Source organism: Ensifer sp. Root278 (assembly GCF_001429285.1).
Classification (GTDB): Bacteria; Pseudomonadota; Alphaproteobacteria; order Rhizobiales; family Rhizobiaceae; genus Ensifer.
Genome location: NZ_LMJJ01000003.1, coordinates 160,047 through 175,337, shown reverse-complemented (window position 1 = coordinate 175,337; position 15,291 = coordinate 160,047). Strand labels below are relative to the sequence as shown.

Here is a 15,291-nt window from a genome sequence, read left to right as displayed (position 1 = left end):
ATGCGCATCGAGACCAACGTCACCAAATTGCTGGGCATCGACTTGCCGATCATTCAGGCAGGTATGTCCTGGGCGTCATCCAACTCGGCATTGCCACTTGCGGTGTCGAATGCCGGGGGTCTCGGCGTTCTTGCTGCCGGGCCGATGTATCCCCATGATCTCGAAGAGGCAATCAACGAGATCAGGGCGGGAACTGATCGTCCTTTTGCCGTCAACCTGCCTCTCTACCGCCAAGGCGCTGACGCGATCATCGACATGCTCTTGGCAAAACGCATCCCGGTTTTGATTGCTTCCCAGGGCGGACCGAAAAAGTACATCGATCGCTTCAAGGCCGCCGGAACGATCTGCTTGCATGTCGTCTCGGGTGAGGTCCATGCCCGCAAGGCAGCTGACGCAGGCGTCGATGGGTTGATTGCGGTTGGCGGCGAAGCCGGTGGTCACCCGCCTCCGGAACTGGTTTCCACGCTGGTTCTCGGCCGGGCGATCGCCAAGGCTGTGCCCGACGTGCCGCTGATCCTGTCTGGCGGCTTTGCCGACGGCTCAGGGCTGGCGGCAGCCCTCTCGCTTGGAGCGGGTGCTGCGCAATTTGGCTCGCGCTTCATGCTGTCGCGTGAGGCACGTCTTCATCCGGCCTATCAGGACATGCTGGTGAAGGCCGGAGTTGCCGACACGATGGTTGTCGGGCGCGGTTTCGGCGCCATTCGCGTCGTCCGCAACCAGTTCGCCGAAGGCATGGCCAAGGCCGAAGCCGCGGGGCTTTCCGACGATCAGCGCAAAGCGCTCTTCGTCGCCAGTTCTCTGAAAGCCGCGGCCTTCGACGGAGACGTGAGCGGCGGCAAGGTGGAGGCCGGCCAGAGCACGGGGCTCGTCTCCGAAGTTCTGCCTGCCGCCGAAATCGTCACCCGTATCGCGAAAGAATATGTGCAGGTCGTAAGCAGCCTGCCGAACGCCGTCTATGACGGAAATTCGAAGGAAATAAGCAATGTTGGATAAACCGCTTCTGATCGACGGAACCTGGCGCGCGCCTTCTGGTAGTCGCACAACCGAGGTCAAGAACCCGGCAACCGGACAGGTCATTGCGCGACTGCCGGTCTGCGAACGAGCCGATCTCGACGAAGCGCTGGCCGCCGCAGCCAAGGGCTTTGAAAGCTGGCGAAAGACGACAGCTCTGGAACGCAGCCGTGTCATGCTGCGCGCAGCCTCTTTGGTTCGCGAACGTGCAGAGACAATCGCCCAGCACATGGTGCGTGAACAGGGCAAACCGCTCGCAGAAGCACGGGGCGAGGCCAATGCAGCCCCGGAGCACATCGAATGGCATGCAGAAGAGGCTCGCCGCTCCTACGGTCGGGTGATCCCCTCACGCATTCCTGGCGCGAGGCAAATCGTGGTCAAGGAGCCGGTCGGCCCCGTAGCCGCCTTCTCTCCCTGGAATTTCCCGATCAATCAGCTCGTTCGCAAGATTTCCGCGGCACTCGCCGCCGGATGCTCGGTGATCGCGAAGCCACCGGAAGAAACACCATCTGCCTGCATCGAGCTCGCCAAGGCATTCCAGGACGCTGGCGTACCAGATGGTGTCGTAAACATCGTCTTCGGCATCCCGGCTGAGGTCTCCGAATATCTTATTGCATCGCCGATCATTCAAAAGATCTCCTTTACTGGCTCGGTTCCGGTCGGCAAGGCGCTGGCCGCGGCGGCCGCCTCGCACATGAAACGTTCGACGATGGAGCTCGGCGGGCATGCCCCATACATCGTTGCGGCGGACGCAGATATTGCAGCGGCCGCCAAGCTCGGTGTCATGCTGAAGTTTCGGAACGCCGGTCAGGTCTGCGCATCGCCAACCCGCTTTTATATCGAGGACTCCGTCTACGACCGCTTCAAGGATAGCTTCGTCGCCGGAGCAAAGGCACTCAAGGTCGGTGACGGACTGGCAGAAGATACGCAGATGGGTCCGCTGGCCAACCCGCGGCGTCTCGATGCGATGGAGATGTTCGTCGAGGACGCAGTGGCAGCCGGCGCGAAGCTGGAATGTGGTGGCCGACGCATTGGCAATGCCGGCTTCTTCTTCGAGCCGACGGTGTTGTCCGACGTGCCGGAAGAGGCACGTATTATGAACGAGGAACCCTTTGGCCCCGTGGCTGCACTGGTTCGTGTCGGCTCTGTCGATGAGGCGATCAAGCGTAGCAATCGCTTGCCCTTTGGCTTGGCCGCCTTCGCATTTACCCGCTCGCTGGCGGTGGCGGACCGCTTCGCGTGCGAGCTTGCAGCGGGCATGGTGTCCATCAATCATTTCGGCATCGCCGCGGCGGAGACGCCGTTCGGGGGCATCAAGGACAGCGGCTATGGCAGCGAGGGCGGGGCGGAAAGTCTCGACGCCTATCAAACCGTGAAGTTCGTCAGCCACATCGGCGCCTGACGCCTCTTTGGTGTGCTGAACATCGTTCGGCGCACTCTATCTGTGGGCTCGTAGAGGATCAGACAGCGGATGAAGACGTTCGATTACATTGTGGTGGGTGGCGGCTCGGCCGGCTGCGTGGTAACGAACCGGCTCGTTACGGCCGGCAAGACAGTCCTTCTGCTGGAGGCGGGTCCGCGGGACAATACACCCTTCATCCATATCCCCGCCACCTTCGTGCGCGTGATCGGTTCCAAGCGTACGTGGATGTATGAAACGGAACCCGAACCAGGCGCCAATGGTCGTGTTCTCGTTGTGCCGCAGGGCCGAACGCTCGGCGGCGGCTCCTCCGTCAATGCAATGATCTATATTCGCGGTCAGGCGCAGGATTACGATACCTGGCGTGATCTCGGCTGTGAGGGCTGGGGCTACGACGACGTTTTGCCGGTTTTCAAGCGCTGCGAGGACAACGAGACACTCGCCGGCGAGTATCACGGGACGGGCGGGCCCTTGAAGGTCTCCGAGCCGCGCCACCGGCACCCGATCAGTTCCGCCTTCGTTCGCGCCGCGCAGGAAGTGGGTCTGCCCTTTTCGCATGACTTCAATGGGGCATCCCAGGAAGGCATCGGCTTCTACCAGACGACAACGTTTCAGGCCCGACGCGGATCGACGGCGGCAACCTATCTAAAGGTTGTGCGGGGATCACCGCTGCTGACGATCAGTACCGAAAGTGCCGTCCGCAGCATACTGATGGAAAATGGCGCTGCCTCTGGGATCGCCTACAGAACTGCGGATGGTATCGACCACAAAGCGAAAGCTAGGGAAGAGGTCATCCTTTGCGCTGGGGCCCTCGCCACGCCAAAGCTTCTGATGCTTTCCGGCATCGGCCCAGCCGCCCATCTTTCGTCCCACGGCATTCCGGTACTACGCGATCTGCCTGGCGTCGGAGAGAATTTTCAAGATCACATCACCGCCTCGGTTTATGGCATTACCGACCGCGCGATTTCGCTGAGAGGTCAGGACAAGGGGATACGTGCCGCGGTCAACGGCCTACAATACCTGTTCAACCGCTCGGGGCTGCTCTCGTCGAACGTCGTTGAGACTGGCGGCTTCATCGACACGTCCGGCTGCGGCCGGCCCGACGTACAGTTTCACGTCACACCGGCACTTGTTGGCGATGCGTCGCGCGGTCAGATGGATGGTCACGGCGTCTCGATCAATCCATGCATCCTGCGGCCGCAAGCACGAGGCAAAGTTTCGATCAGAAGCTCCAAGGCCGAAGATCCAATCCTTTTTGTCGGGAACAACCTCACCAAGCAAGCCGACATCGACACGTTGATGCGCGGCATCAAGCTAGGCCGAAAGATCCTCGCGGCCCCGGCGATGAAAGCGCTCGGCTTCCGCGAACTGGCGCCAGGGGACGCAGCCCAAACCGATGATGCGATCGAGCACCACGCGCGCTCCATCGCGAAGACCGTCTATCATCCCTCGGGCACGGCCAAGATGGGCCGCGACGAGATGGCCGTCGTCGATAGTCGGCTCAGAGTAATCGGTGTGCCGCGGCTACGGATAGCAGACGCCTCCATCATGCCGACGCTCGTCAGTGGCAATACCAATGCCCCATCGATCATGATTGCCGAGCGTTGTGCCGACTTCTTACTCCAGAAGTCCGAGCTGGAGGTTCGTAGATCGAGGTAACCACATTGGAGCGCCGCGCGCGCCGCCTGACCACCCAACGAATTCCCGTCGATACATTATGCGATCATTTGGCCCAGAAGGCACATTCCATGATCTCTGGTCCCTCCGTCACCTCGGAGGCCCATCGCCACGTTGAGAGGAGCAGCGCGCAACTCTCGCTCTACGCCCCGGGCCAGCAACAGCATTTAGCCGGATTTCCTCAACGCCGACCACAGCCGTCATGGCCAGTGCCTGGAGTTCCGCTTGGGCATAGTTTTCGCCCGATTTCGCAAAGCGAAGGAAATAAGAACCGGGGTATTCCCCGACTTCTTCATCGGCGCCCATGCGGCCGTCGGCGGATTCCCGCTGCTCACGCGTGATGTCAGCCGTAATCGGACCTATTTCCCCATGTTGACACTGATCGCGCCAAACCTGCTGACCCGAGGGAGCCTCTCAGGAGCAGGCCGGATCATTCGGCGGCTGAGAAAGTGCAAGTAGGAACGTTGTAGCAGCTTTTTCGAGGCTCATCAGATCGTATCCGCCTTCTTGGATTAGCAGCACCGGCAAATCGAGTCTTCCGAGCGTTTCCCCGATTTTCCTGAACGCCTCGACGGTGAGCTGGAGGCCTCGCGCCGGGTCGCTTGCCAGCGGGTCGAAGCCGAGGGAGATGATCAGGACCTCTGGCCCGTGGTAAAGTGCCGCTTCAAGGCACGTGTTGAACGCCGCGATGTAGGCCGCGTCGCCCGTTTCTGCCGAAAGAGGTTGGTTCAGAGTGAGGCGCGGGGCCGATCTCCCCCCTGTCTCGTCGGAAAAGCCGGTAAGGTGCGGATAATAGTCTGCGGGGCTCCTGTGCAGGGAGGCGAAGAAGACGAGCGGATCCTCCCAGAATATGTCCTGTGTCCCATTGCCGTGATGGACATCGATATCGATGAGGCTTATCCGCCCGAGTGTGGCCGAAAGCGCCCGCGCCGCTATCGCAGAATTGTTCAGGTAAGTCGCACCGCCGCCGAAATCCCGTCCAGCATGGTGACCCGACGGCCGGCACAAGGCATAGGTGATCCGCTCTCCTGCGCTGATAAGCGACGCTGCGGTGAGTGCCGCCTATGCAGCCCAATAGGCGGCCTGCCATGTCCCCTCGCCGAGCGGCGTCAGCTGGTCGCGCAGATGGTAACCCGCCTTGGCAATCAGCGACCAATCCGGTCTGTACATTTCGGGACGGGTTTCGAAGACAGCCGGCGCGAGCCACCCGGAACACCCGTCTCCGCATCCCGCGGACGAGAGAAAGCTGAGATAACGACCCGTATGGACGGCAGCGAGCGGCGCCATCCCGTGATCGACGGCATCGACAACCTCGAACCCGGCACGCCGCGCCGCCCGCAACAACGCGTCGAGACGATCGGGCACGTCCCGGCTCCGCCGGGCAACGCCCCCTTCGACGACGGAGCCGGGATTGTGCAACCGATGCAGGCCGGAATAGACCGCCTTCATGTCAGGCCGGGATCAGTACGGCATCGCGGCTGTTCCAGCCGAGCGAAATGGCCTGCGAGGGTGTGACATCCACGCCCGTGCCCGCATTGGGAATTTTGGCGACGAGCGTCGCATTGTCTCCGAAACGGACATGGACCCGGCGATGATCCCCGAGATAGATGACCTCGGCGACGGTCCCGGAGAAGCTATTGCTGCAGGCGGCGGCATGTTCAAGATAGAGGCGCTCCGGGCGCAGGGACACGATGACGGACTGGCCCTTCGAGAAGGCCGCGCTGCTGGAGACGCTGATGACCTGCCCGTCCGCCGTGCGAACTCCGTATTCGCCCCCGCTACCGCCGACGATCTCGCCCACGAACCGGTTGTTTTCTCCGATGAAGCCGGCGACGAAGGCCGTGGAGGGGCGTTCGTAGAGTTCACTCGGCGGCGCAAGCTGCTCGATCTTGCCGGCGTTGAACACGGCGACGCGGTCGGACATGGTCAGCGCCTCGGACTGGTCGTGCGTGACATAGACGACGGTTATGCCGAGGCGCTCGTGGAGATGCTTGATCTCGAGCTGGAGATGTTCACGCAGGTTCTTGTCGAGGGCGCCGAGCGGTTCGTCCATCAACACCACATCCGGCTCAAAGATGATTGCGCGAGCGAGCGCGATGCGCTGCTGCTGCCCGCCCGACAGTTGCGCGGGCTTCCTCCCGCCCATCGCCCCCATCTGGACCATTTCCAGCGCCCTTCGAACGCGGGCGTTCCGCTCCTGCCTGGCGACCTTACGCACCCGCAATGGGTAGTCTAAGTTTTCAGCGACCGTCAGATGGGGAAAGAGCGCATAGTTCTGAAACACCATGCCTATGTTTCTTCGGTGTGGCGGCATGGCTTCCAGCGATCGTCCGTCGATCCGGATACTGCCGGAGCTTGGCGCCTCGAAGCCCGCGAGCATCATCAGGCTCGTCGTCTTTCCAGAGCCGGACGGCCCAAGCATGGTCAGGAACTCACCCTTCGCGATGGTGAGGTTGAGATCGTCGACCACGAGGCTGCGGCCGTCGTAGCTCTTGTCGATGTTGAGGAATTCGACGTAGTTGGAGGATGACATTTTGGTTCCCCTTTTTATCTGTCATTCAGCCGCGTGGACCGCGGGTCGGCGCTGCGCCCAGGGCCGCGCCTCTTCCAGTTGCGCCGCGAGTTGAAGCAATGTCGCCTCGTCGTCGAACCGGCCGGTGAACTGCGTGCCGACAGGCAGGCCGCCGGCTGTCCAGTAGAGCGGCACGCTCATTGACGGCAAGCCAGCCATGTTGGCAAAGGTCGTGAAGGCGAGAAACTCGAGGAAGCGCTCCATGACCGCCTCGCCGCCATGCCTGTCGGCATCGAAGTGGCCGAGTACCGGCGGCGGCGTGCCGAGTGTCGGGGTCAGCCAGACATCAACGTCGAGCAGGAAATTCGCCAGCGTCCTGCCCGTCGTATGGAACCAGTTGAGATCGACGAGATAGTCGGCCGCCGAGATCCGCGAACCGACGCCGTAGAGATACTGATTGAAGCTCTCCACCTCGGCCACGAGTCCAGACGGGTCCTCGCCGCGGCTTCGCGCCAGCGCGGTGATCGCGCGTGTCGCTGTCATCGCCCAGAAGCGCTTGTACAGGGTGCGGTAGGTTTCCCCGTCGATCGACGGCGCGCATTCCACGACCTCGTGGCCGAGACTTTCGCAAAGGCGCGCCGCGTCGGTCGTCGCCGCCACGCAGTCGGGATCGACCGCGGTGCCGAGCAGCGAGGCCGTCGTGAAGCCGATGCGCAGGCGGCGCGGCTTCATCCGGATCGCATCGGCATAACCGCCCGAAGGGGGAGGCGCGGCGTAGGGATCGCCGGGCATCGAACCCTGTGTCGCGTCGAGGAGTGCGGCGCTGTCGCGCACGCTGCGGGACAGGACATGTTCGTTCACGATCCCGCCCGTGCTGTCGCCGAGATCCGGCCCCAGCGTGATGCGTCCGCGGGAGGGTTTCAGCCCGAACACGCCACAGCAGGATGCGGGAATGCGGATCGAGCCCGCCCCGTCACCGCCATGCGCCGCCGGCACGATGCCCGCCGCCACCGCCGCGCCGGCGCCGCCGCTCGAACCGCCGCTGGACCGCCCGACGTTCCAGGGATTGCGCGTCGGTCCGAACAGCTTCGGCTCGGTTGTGCCAAGCGTTCCGAATTCACACAGGTTGGTCTTGCCGAACGTGCTGAGGCCGGCCGCGCGGTAACGGCGCATCAGCTCGCTGTCTCGGGCGGGCACGAAGCTCCGGGTCAGCCGGGAGGCCCCGGTGGTGGGCACGCCGCTCATGTGGCAGTAAAGGTCCTTCACCAGGAACGGGGCCCCGGCGAAAAGGCTGTCCGTGGCCGCCTGCGCCGCTTCCGCGCGCCCTTCGTCATAGAGTGGCGCGTTGATCGCGTTGATCGTGGGGTTCACCTTTTTGGCACGCCGGATTGCCGCCTCGACCAGCTCCCAGGCGGTGGCCTGCCCCGACTTCACAAGATCCGCCTGCGCGGTGAGGTCCAGATTGACAAAATCGTCCATCGTCACGCCCTCACGCTGCAAGCCGGTCGGCAACATCGTCAAGCGCCGCCGCTATGCTGTCGACAAGCTGGTCGACTTCCTCGGGCGTCATGACGAAGGGCGGGCATATGGAAATGACGTCGCCCATGTTGCGAATCATGACGCCATGCGCCCGGCAGCGCTGTTCGACCAGTGTGCCGACCTTCAGAGCGGGATCGAAGGGCGCACGGCGCGACTTGTCGGCCACCAGCTCGATGCCGGCAAGGAAGCCGGTTCCCCTAATCTCGCCGACAAGGGAATAACGCGCAATGCGCGCGTCGAGCGCGGCGAACAGACGGCGGCCAAGTTCGGCGGCTCGGCCCGGCGCATCCATTTCCTGGTAGATGCGCAGCACATCGGCCGCCACCGCAGCGGTGACCGGATGGCCGGAATAGGTGAAGCCATGGCCGAAGACGCCGATTCGATCGGCTTCGCCGGCAATGGCCTGGTAGACATGATCGCCGATCACCGCCGCGGCGATGGGCAGGTAGCCGGAGGACAGGCCCTTGGCGACCGACATCATGTCCGGAACGAAGCCGAGCGCCTCGGACCCGAACCACTTTCCGGTTCGCCCGAAACCGGAGACGACCTCGTCCGCAAGAAGCAGGATGTCATGCTTCGTCAGAAGCTGTCGCAGCGCTGGGAAGTATCCCGCCGGCGGCGTGACGACGCCGCCCGCCCCCATGATCGGCTCGGCGATCATCGCGGCGATGGTTTCCGGCCCTTCCGCCTCTATCAGGGCCTCCAGCGCGGCAATCAGCCGGACACAATAAGCCTCCTCGCTCTCATCCAGCAGGGCGTTGCGGTAGTAGTGCGGCTTCTCCGTGTAGATCACGTTGAGGCCGGGCATGTTGAAGCTCTCATGCATGTGTGGAAGCCCGCCGAGGGCCGCCCCCATGACGGTGCTGCCGTGAAAGGCGCCCTTTCGGCTGATGATCTTGCGCTTGCCAGGCTTGCCACGCGCGACATTGTAGTACCAGGCAAGCTTGATCATCGTGTCGTTGGCTTCCGAGCCGGAATTCACGAGGAAGACCTTGCTCCCCGGAATGGGGGAAAGCGTCGCGATCTGCTCGACGACATCCACCGTCGGGTCGTTCGAGCGGTGATTGAAGGTGTGATAGGTGGCGAGCCTGCGCATCTGGCTTGCCGCAACGTCGGCAAGGCGCTCGTTGCGAAAGCCGAGCGAGGCGCACCAGAGGCCTCCCATGCCCTCGAGATAGCGATTTCCCATCTCGTCGATGACGTAGCAACCCTCCCCCGCCGTGATCATCAAGGGGCCCTCGGCCTCATGCCTGCGCGGGTTGGTCTGTGAATGGAAGTGGTACGCCATGTCGCGCGCCCGCAGCGAATTGTGCAAGGTAGCCTCCGAAACCGTGTTTGCTATTTTATAAGTTATAAGTTATCAGAAGGCGCATGCAAGTGAATTTCGCCAGAGGCGAGAAACTTTTTGCGACGTCACGCCGCCGCGGCGAGCGATAAGATATAAGCGATTGGCGGCTCCGGGCATTTTCAGCTAGAGCTGCAAAAAAGATGAGGAGAATTCCCATGAGCGTTATGGAGATGCAGCCCGGCGAAGCGGGCAGCCTGTCCGCCCGGATATACAACAAGGTGCGCGAAGGCCTTATCATCGGTAACTTCGCTCCGGGCGACCGTCTCCTCATGCAGGATCTCGCAGAGCAGCTCGGGACCAGCGTCACGCCGGTGCGCGAGGCCTGCCTGAGGCTCGTTAGCGAACAGGCTCTCGAACTGCGCTCCGGCCGGTTCGTCACGGTGCCTGACCTCAGCCGCGCCCGCTACATCCAGATCAAGCTCATCCGCATGGCACTCGAGGGGCTGGCTGCAGAGCACGCCACCGACCATGTGACCGCCGCCGATCTGACGCAGCTCGAAAGCTTGCACGCCGCCTTCGTGAAAAATGAAAAGGCCGGCAATCTGGAGGAGGCGCGCTCCTCCAATCGTGCCTTCCACTTCGGTGTCTACCGTCTGTCGCGCATGCCGATGCTGGTCGGCCAGATCGAGAGCATGTGGGTCTCGATGGGGCCGATCCTCAACGTCTACTACCGGGAAATCCCGCACGGCTATACCGGCGCGGAGGAACACGACCATCTGATCGAAGCGCTGAGGCTCGGCGACAAGAAGAAGGCCCGCCAGGCCATCGAAAACGACATCCAGCGGGCCTCGCCCAGTCTCCTGCGCTATTTCGAAGAACGCGGCGCCGAGTGAAACCGGCGCCGGCGAGGTCCTAGACCTGCGCGATGCGCGGGGTGCGCAGGCCGGCGGTCTCCCCGCCATCCACGGTCACAACCGTGCCGTTGACATAGGTCGACTGATCCGACAGCAGCCAGGCGACGACATCCGCCACTTCCTGCGGGGCCCCGAAGCGATTGGCGGGGATGCGCAGTTCGAGCTGCTTCTTGCGCAAGGCATCACTCATGATCTTGTCCATCATGCGCGTTTCGATCTGGCCAGGGCAGACGGCATTGAAACGCACCTCGTCGCCGAACTCGAGTGCCAGCGCTTGGGTGAGGCCGATGACGGCAGCCTTCGAGGCGCAGTAAACAGCCAGCCCCTCCTCGCCGGTCTTTCCGGCGATGCTGGCGATGTTGACGACTGATCCCCTGCCGCGCCGCAGGCCTTCCAGCGCGTGGCGGATGAAAAGGAACGTGCTGCGAGCATTGACCGCCAGCACCTCGTCCCAATCGCCCTGCGTAGCGGAAGCGAAGGAAATGCGCTTCGACATGCCGGCATTGTTGACGAGGCCCGAAAGATGGCCCCCGCCAAGGTCGAGCGCACGGTCGATGACGCGCCGGCAATCCTCTTCGCGGCTGACATCGCCGGGCAGGAAGGTGACGCCCGGACTAATCTCCTCGAGCGCCCTGCCCGCCTCCGCATCCCGGCCCGTCGCCACCACCCGGGCGCCGGCCGCTGCAAGCTTCTCCACGCAGGCCCGCCCTATCCCGTGCGTGGCACCTGTTACGATGATCATTCCTTCACCTCTATACATTGGCAGTCGAACGGTTTGTGGCGGCACGCTTCTGGGCCAAGGCCCCGCCCCCCATCAGGACGATGGAGATGATCACGAGCAATGTCGACATCGCCAGGATCGACGGATCTATATTGTCCCGAAGACCATCGAACATCTGGCGCGGTAGAGTGCGCTGGCCCGGCCCGCTGATAAAGAGCGCGACGACGACCTCGTCGAACGAAAAGACGAAAGCGAAGAGCGCACCCGAGATTACGCCCGGCGCGATGAGTGGCAGCGTCACCGTACGGAAGGCATGGAAGGGACTCGCGCCGAGGCTTGCTGCGGCCCGAACGAGGTTCACGTCGAAGTTCTTCAGCGTGGCGGTAACCGTGATCAGTACGAAGGGCACCGCCAGAACCGCGTGGGCGAGAACGAGGCCTAGGAAGGACGCGACAAGGCCCAGCTTCGCGAAGAAGAAATACATTCCGACGCCGCTGATGACGACGGGCACGATCATCGGCGAGATCACCACCGCCAGGATCATGGACCGCGCCGGAAGTCGGCCGCGCGACATGCCGAGTGCTGCCAGCGTGCCCAGCACCGTGGACACCAGAGTCGCGCCGGCGCCAATGATCAGGCTGTTGAGGAGTGCCGACATCCAGGGCTGCGGCTGCAGGATCTTCTCATACCATTGCAGGGAAAAGCCCGGCAGCGGATAGGATAGGAAGTTTGCCGAGCTGAAGGAGATCGGGATGACCACGATCGTCGGCCCGATGAGGAAGATCATCGCGAGGCAGCAGAAGGCTATCTGTACGCGTCTCAAGGCAACAGGCATCTCTCACTCCATTCCAACGATGCGGCCGATGCCGACGATCCGCCCGACAATCCCGTAGAGCGCGAGGATACAGGTCAAAAGCAGGACGCCGAGCGCGGCGGACATGCCCCAGTTGATCGTCGTGTTGGCATAGAAGGCCACGAAGTAGCTCAGCATCTGGTCCGATGCACCGCCGACGAGAGTGGGCGTGACGTAGTAGCCGGCGGAAATGATGAAGGTGAGAAGGCATCCCGCGCCGACACCCGGCAGCGTGAGCGGCAAATAGACCCGAAGAAACGTCGTGACGGGTCCGGCACCGAGCGAAGCGGAGGCTTTGACATAAGACGGCGAGATGCCTTTCATGACGCTGACCAGCGGCAGCACCATGAATGGCAGTAGGATATGCACCATCGCGATGTAGAGGCCGGTACGGTTAAATACGAGCTCGAGCGGCGCGTTCGTGATGTTCAGCGCCTGAAGCAGGCGGTTCACCACACCTTCCTTCTGCAGGATGACGATCCAGGCACTCGTCCGCACCAGGAGCGACGTCCAGAACGGCAAGAGCACGCAGGCCAGCATGATCGCCGAGAGTCGACCACCGATGGCAACGATTGCGTTGGCAATCGGATAGGCGACGAAGAGGCAGATCAGCGTGACCAACGCACTGATCGTCAAAGTCCGCATAAGCGTTGAGAGGAACAGCCGCTCCTCCGGCGGCGCCATCTGCACGCCGCCGTTCTCCCCGGGGCGCAGGTCGACGGCCGAGAGCAGGTAGAAGGCCGTCAGCGGTGTGCCGTTGCGCTGGATGACCCGCCAATAGGCAGGGTTGCCCCAGTTCCCGTCGATGGCGAGCAACTGTGTCCTGGCGGGTTGCTCCGGCGCTTTGCGGACCGTTCGGACCGTTTTTGCGAGAAGGCTCCGGAACCCGGTGATCTCGTAGTTCAGTCGGCGACCCGCCTCCGCCATGGTCTTGGGATCGGCACTCGCGCGGATGTCAGCAGCCACAGCGTCGAAGGCCGCATCGGGCGGCGTGCCCATCCCGTCCCAATCCTCCAGCGAGGCGAGCGTCATTGGAAAGGCATTGCGGACCTCGGGATTGTTGATGGCATGGAACAGCATCGTGCCGAGCGGTAGCACGAAGGCGAAGACGATGAAGACGACGAGAGGACCGATCAGAACAAGGCTGCCGATCGTCTGCCGCCGTCTGTCGGCGCGAAAGCCGGTAGCAAGGGCGGACACCCGCCCAGGCCGGCCGTCGGCCGCGCCAATGCGCGGCCCCGGGAAAACAACCGACGTCATTGCGCGCGCCATGTCGCAAATCTCGCCTCGAGCGCCTCGCCGTGGTCGGCCCAGAATTCGGTGTTGAGCGCTACCGCCGTGGCCATGTTCGCCTCGGTCGTGGGAAGATTCTTCGCGATTTCCGGCTTGACGCCGCGAATGGCTGCAAGATTGGTGACTCCATATGCGATGTGCTGCGGGAAGGCTGCCTGGGCACGCTCGGTCGAGGCGAAGGCGACGAACTTCTCCGCGTTCTCCCGATTGGGCGAGCCCTTCACGATCCCCCAGTAGTCGATGCCGAAGACCTGACCGTCCCAGATGAGGGCGAAGTCCTTGCCGGAGGCATTGGCCGCGGCGACACGGCCGTTAAAGGTCGCCGTGGCGACGACGTCACCGGCGGCAAGGCGTTCGACGGATTCCGCACCCGTCGTCCACCAGAGGATCGACGACTTGATCTCGTCGAGCTTGGCGAAAGCGCGGTCCTGGCCCTCATCCGTGGCAAGCACCTCATAGACCTTGTCCTTGGCAACACCGTCCGCGAGCAGTGCGATTTCGAGCGTCATCTTCGCCGTTTGGCGGAACCCGCGCTTGCCGGGCCATTTCTCGACATTCCACAGGTCTGCCCAGTTCTTCGGCCCATCCGCCAGTTTCACCTTGTCGTAGCTCGGTACCATGGACCAGACGAAGGCGCCGACGCCGCAATCGCTATAGGCTTCGGGAATGAAGTCCTCCCGCTTGCCGATCCTGCTCCAGTCAAGTTCCTCGAAAAGGCCCTCGGCGCAACCGGATAGAAGCGTGTTCTGCTCCACCTGCATGACGTCCCAGGAGACGCTGCCGCTGTCGACCATGGCACGCACCTTGGCCATCTGCCCGGAATAGGAATCTTCCGTAAGCACCACGCCGGACGACGTCGCGAAGGGCTCGAAGAAGGCCTTGCGCTCGGCATCCTGCAGTACGCCGCCGGCACCGACGACAGTCAACTTGCCGGCATCGGCGAAAGCGGCGGGAGCCCCCGCCAGGGCGACGAGCAAGCCCAGCCCGCCGAAAAACCCACGATAGCTCATGACATCCTCCCTTATTGTGCAACCCATCGGTTGAAGCGCTGCTGAAGTTCCTCTTCGTGATCCACCCAGAACGGCGTGCTGACGGCAAGCGCACCCGCCATGTTCTCCTCGGCCGTCGGAAGCTGCGGCTTGATGTCGGCGCAGATGCTGTCCATCGCCTTGGCATTGGTCACGCCGTAGACCATCTTCTCGGCAAAGGCCTTCTGCGGGTCGGGGCTGGTCATGAAGTTGACGATGCGGAACGCCTGATCCCTGTTTCCGCCCTTCGGAATGGCCCAGAAGTCCATTGCATAGAGCTGGTTGGTCCAGGACATCTTGAAATGCCGTCCCTGCTGGTTTGCGGCGATGACGCGCCCGTTATAGGCGGAGGTCATCGTCACCTCGCCGGAGGCCAGCCATTCCATCGGCTGAGCGCCGCTCTCCCACCACTGGATGCTCGACTTGATCTCGTCGAGCTTGGCAAAGGCGCGGTCCTGTCCTTCCTTGGTCGCAAGGATTCCGTAAAGCTCCTCGGGCTTTGCGCCGTCGGCGAGCAGGGCAACTTCAAGCGTCATACGCGCCTGCTTGCGCAACCCGCGCTTTCCCGGCCATTTCTCAAGGTTCCAGAAATCCGCCCAGGACGTGACGCCGCTCGTCTTGTCGCCGTCATAGGCGAGGATCTTCGACCAGACGAAGGCGCCGACGCCGCAATCGGACTTGGCCGGCTCGATGATCTCGGCGCTGTTCGGCAGACTGGCCCAATCGAATGGCTCCAGCAGACCCTGGTCGCAGGCGAGGATCATCTCGTTCTCGTCCATCTGAACGACATCCCAGGTGGTCGTGCCCGTCTCGACCATGGCCTTCACCTTGGCGATGCCGCCCGTATAGGATTCCTCCAGTAGCGGCGCGCCGGCTTTCTCCTGAAAAGGCTTGAAGAGCGTTTCGCGCATCGCTTCCTGTGTCGCGCCGCCGAAGCCGACGACGGTCAGGTCGCGTGACAGCGCTGGAGACGCGACGACGAGTGTGGCACTCGTCATCATCGCAAAAAACCGAGTTCTCATGGGTTCCCCTTTT

At 62.8% G+C, this 15,291-nt stretch carries 13 protein-coding genes and 2 pseudogenes; 5 read left to right on the top strand and 10 right to left on the bottom strand.

Features of this window, described 5'->3' with window-relative positions:
• From ASE60_RS04830 to ASE60_RS35490, 4 genes and pseudogenes are all read left to right on the top strand, one after another.
• Positions 1-993: a nitronate monooxygenase family protein gene (locus ASE60_RS04830; protein ID WP_057248600.1), complete on the top strand. Its 993-nt coding sequence runs from the start codon at positions 1-3 to the stop codon at positions 991-993.
• Positions 983-2,413: an NAD-dependent succinate-semialdehyde dehydrogenase gene (locus ASE60_RS04825; protein ID WP_057248599.1), complete on the top strand. Its 1,431-nt coding sequence runs from the start codon at positions 983-985 to the stop codon at positions 2,411-2,413. The genes ASE60_RS04830 and ASE60_RS04825 overlap by 11 nt, the downstream gene beginning before the upstream one ends.
• Positions 2,414-2,482: 69 nt before the next feature.
• The gene (locus ASE60_RS04820; RefSeq protein ID WP_057248598.1) at positions 2,483-4,090 is read left to right on the top strand and encodes a GMC family oxidoreductase N-terminal domain-containing protein; all 1,608 of its coding nucleotides are present in this window, start codon (positions 2,483-2,485) and stop codon (positions 4,088-4,090) included.
• A gap of 255 nt (positions 4,091-4,345) precedes the next feature.
• A pseudogene (locus ASE60_RS35490) lies at positions 4,346-4,498 on the top strand (DNA-binding protein); the annotation flags it as partial.
• A gap of 24 nt (positions 4,499-4,522) precedes the next feature.
• On the opposite strand, the pseudogene ASE60_RS35485 reads toward ASE60_RS35490, so the two are convergent.
• From ASE60_RS35485 to ASE60_RS04800, 5 genes and pseudogenes are all read right to left on the bottom strand, one after another.
• Positions 4,523-5,158: pseudogene (locus tag ASE60_RS35485) on the bottom strand (histone deacetylase family protein); the annotation flags it as partial.
• A 12-nt stretch (positions 5,159-5,170) separates the two neighbouring features.
• Positions 5,171-5,557 carry a hypothetical protein gene (locus ASE60_RS35480; RefSeq protein ID WP_244495540.1) on the bottom strand — a complete coding sequence of 129 codons (387 nt, stop codon included), beginning with the start codon at positions 5,555-5,557 and terminating at the stop codon, positions 5,171-5,173.
• Position 5,558: 1 nt separating this feature from the next.
• Entirely contained in the window at positions 5,559-6,641 is a 1,083-nt protein-coding gene (locus ASE60_RS04810; RefSeq protein ID WP_057248597.1) for an ABC transporter ATP-binding protein, read from the bottom strand.
• 21 nt (positions 6,642-6,662) lie between these two features.
• On the bottom strand, positions 6,663-8,135 hold the full coding sequence (locus ASE60_RS04805; protein WP_244495539.1) for an amidase: 1,473 nt from the start codon (positions 8,133-8,135) through the stop codon (positions 6,663-6,665).
• Positions 8,110-9,474, bottom strand: a complete 1,365-nt coding sequence (locus ASE60_RS04800) for an aminotransferase (protein ID WP_082615735.1) — start codon at positions 9,472-9,474, stop codon at positions 8,110-8,112. The genes ASE60_RS04805 and ASE60_RS04800 overlap by 26 nt, the downstream gene beginning before the upstream one ends.
• A gap of 188 nt (positions 9,475-9,662) precedes the next feature.
• On the opposite strand from ASE60_RS04800, the gene ASE60_RS04795 reads away from it, so the two are divergent.
• Complete coding sequence (locus ASE60_RS04795) at positions 9,663-10,340, top strand: GntR family transcriptional regulator (protein ID WP_057248596.1); 678 nt, start codon at positions 9,663-9,665, stop codon at positions 10,338-10,340.
• Positions 10,341-10,359: 19 nt separating this feature from the next.
• Here ASE60_RS04795 and ASE60_RS04790 read toward each other — a convergent pair whose 3' ends face one another.
• The 5 genes from ASE60_RS04790 to ASE60_RS04770 are packed head-to-tail and all read right to left on the bottom strand — an operon-like array spanning position 10,360 to position 15,278.
• Positions 10,360-11,103 (bottom strand): SDR family oxidoreductase, encoded by a 744-nt coding sequence (locus ASE60_RS04790; protein WP_057248595.1) that lies wholly within the window; start codon positions 11,101-11,103, stop codon positions 10,360-10,362.
• 10 nt (positions 11,104-11,113) lie between these two features.
• The gene (locus ASE60_RS04785) at positions 11,114-11,917 is read right to left on the bottom strand and encodes an ABC transporter permease (RefSeq protein ID WP_057248594.1); all 804 of its coding nucleotides are present in this window, start codon (positions 11,915-11,917) and stop codon (positions 11,114-11,116) included.
• Positions 11,918-11,920: 3 nt separating this feature from the next.
• Positions 11,921-13,195, bottom strand: coding sequence for an ABC transporter permease (locus tag ASE60_RS04780; RefSeq protein ID WP_234793208.1), 1,275 nt, complete (start codon positions 13,193-13,195; stop codon positions 11,921-11,923).
• The gene (locus ASE60_RS04775) at positions 13,192-14,238 is read right to left on the bottom strand and encodes an ABC transporter substrate-binding protein (RefSeq protein WP_057248592.1); all 1,047 of its coding nucleotides are present in this window, start codon (positions 14,236-14,238) and stop codon (positions 13,192-13,194) included. Before ASE60_RS04775 ends, ASE60_RS04780 begins: the two co-directional genes overlap by 4 nt.
• Positions 14,239-14,249: 11 nt before the next feature.
• The gene (locus tag ASE60_RS04770) at positions 14,250-15,278 is read right to left on the bottom strand and encodes an ABC transporter substrate-binding protein (protein ID WP_057248591.1); all 1,029 of its coding nucleotides are present in this window, start codon (positions 15,276-15,278) and stop codon (positions 14,250-14,252) included.
• Positions 15,279-15,291 lie beyond the last annotated feature (13 nt).

Bases quoted from the DNA above. Each gene is read 5' to 3' on its own strand.
- ASE60_RS04790 (WP_057248595.1), bottom strand. From the start codon at position 11,103: ATGATCATCGTAACAGGTGCCACGCACGGGATAGGGCGGGCCTGCGTG.
- ASE60_RS04775 (WP_057248592.1), bottom strand. From the start codon at position 14,238: ATGAGCTATCGTGGGTTTTTCGGCGGGCTGGGCTTGCTCGTCGCCCTG.
- ASE60_RS04780 (WP_234793208.1), bottom strand. From the start codon at position 13,195: ATGACGTCGGTTGTTTTCCCGGGGCCGCGCATTGGCGCGGCCGACGGC.
- ASE60_RS04770 (WP_057248591.1), bottom strand. From the start codon at position 15,278: ATGAGAACTCGGTTTTTTGCGATGATGACGAGTGCCACACTCGTCGTC.
- ASE60_RS04825 (WP_057248599.1), top strand. From the start codon at position 983: ATGTTGGATAAACCGCTTCTGATCGACGGAACCTGGCGCGCGCCTTCT.
- ASE60_RS04805 (WP_244495539.1), bottom strand. From the start codon at position 8,135: ATGTTGCCGACCGGCTTGCAGCGTGAGGGCGTGACGATGGACGATTTT.
- ASE60_RS04785 (WP_057248594.1), bottom strand. From the start codon at position 11,917: ATGCCTGTTGCCTTGAGACGCGTACAGATAGCCTTCTGCTGCCTCGCG.
- ASE60_RS35480 (WP_244495540.1), bottom strand. From the start codon at position 5,557: ATGAAGGCGGTCTATTCCGGCCTGCATCGGTTGCACAATCCCGGCTCC.
- ASE60_RS04810 (WP_057248597.1), bottom strand. From the start codon at position 6,641: ATGTCATCCTCCAACTACGTCGAATTCCTCAACATCGACAAGAGCTAC.
- ASE60_RS04795 (WP_057248596.1), top strand. From the start codon at position 9,663: ATGAGCGTTATGGAGATGCAGCCCGGCGAAGCGGGCAGCCTGTCCGCC.
- ASE60_RS04820 (WP_057248598.1), top strand. From the start codon at position 2,483: ATGAAGACGTTCGATTACATTGTGGTGGGTGGCGGCTCGGCCGGCTGC.
- ASE60_RS04830 (WP_057248600.1), top strand. From the start codon at position 1: ATGCGCATCGAGACCAACGTCACCAAATTGCTGGGCATCGACTTGCCG.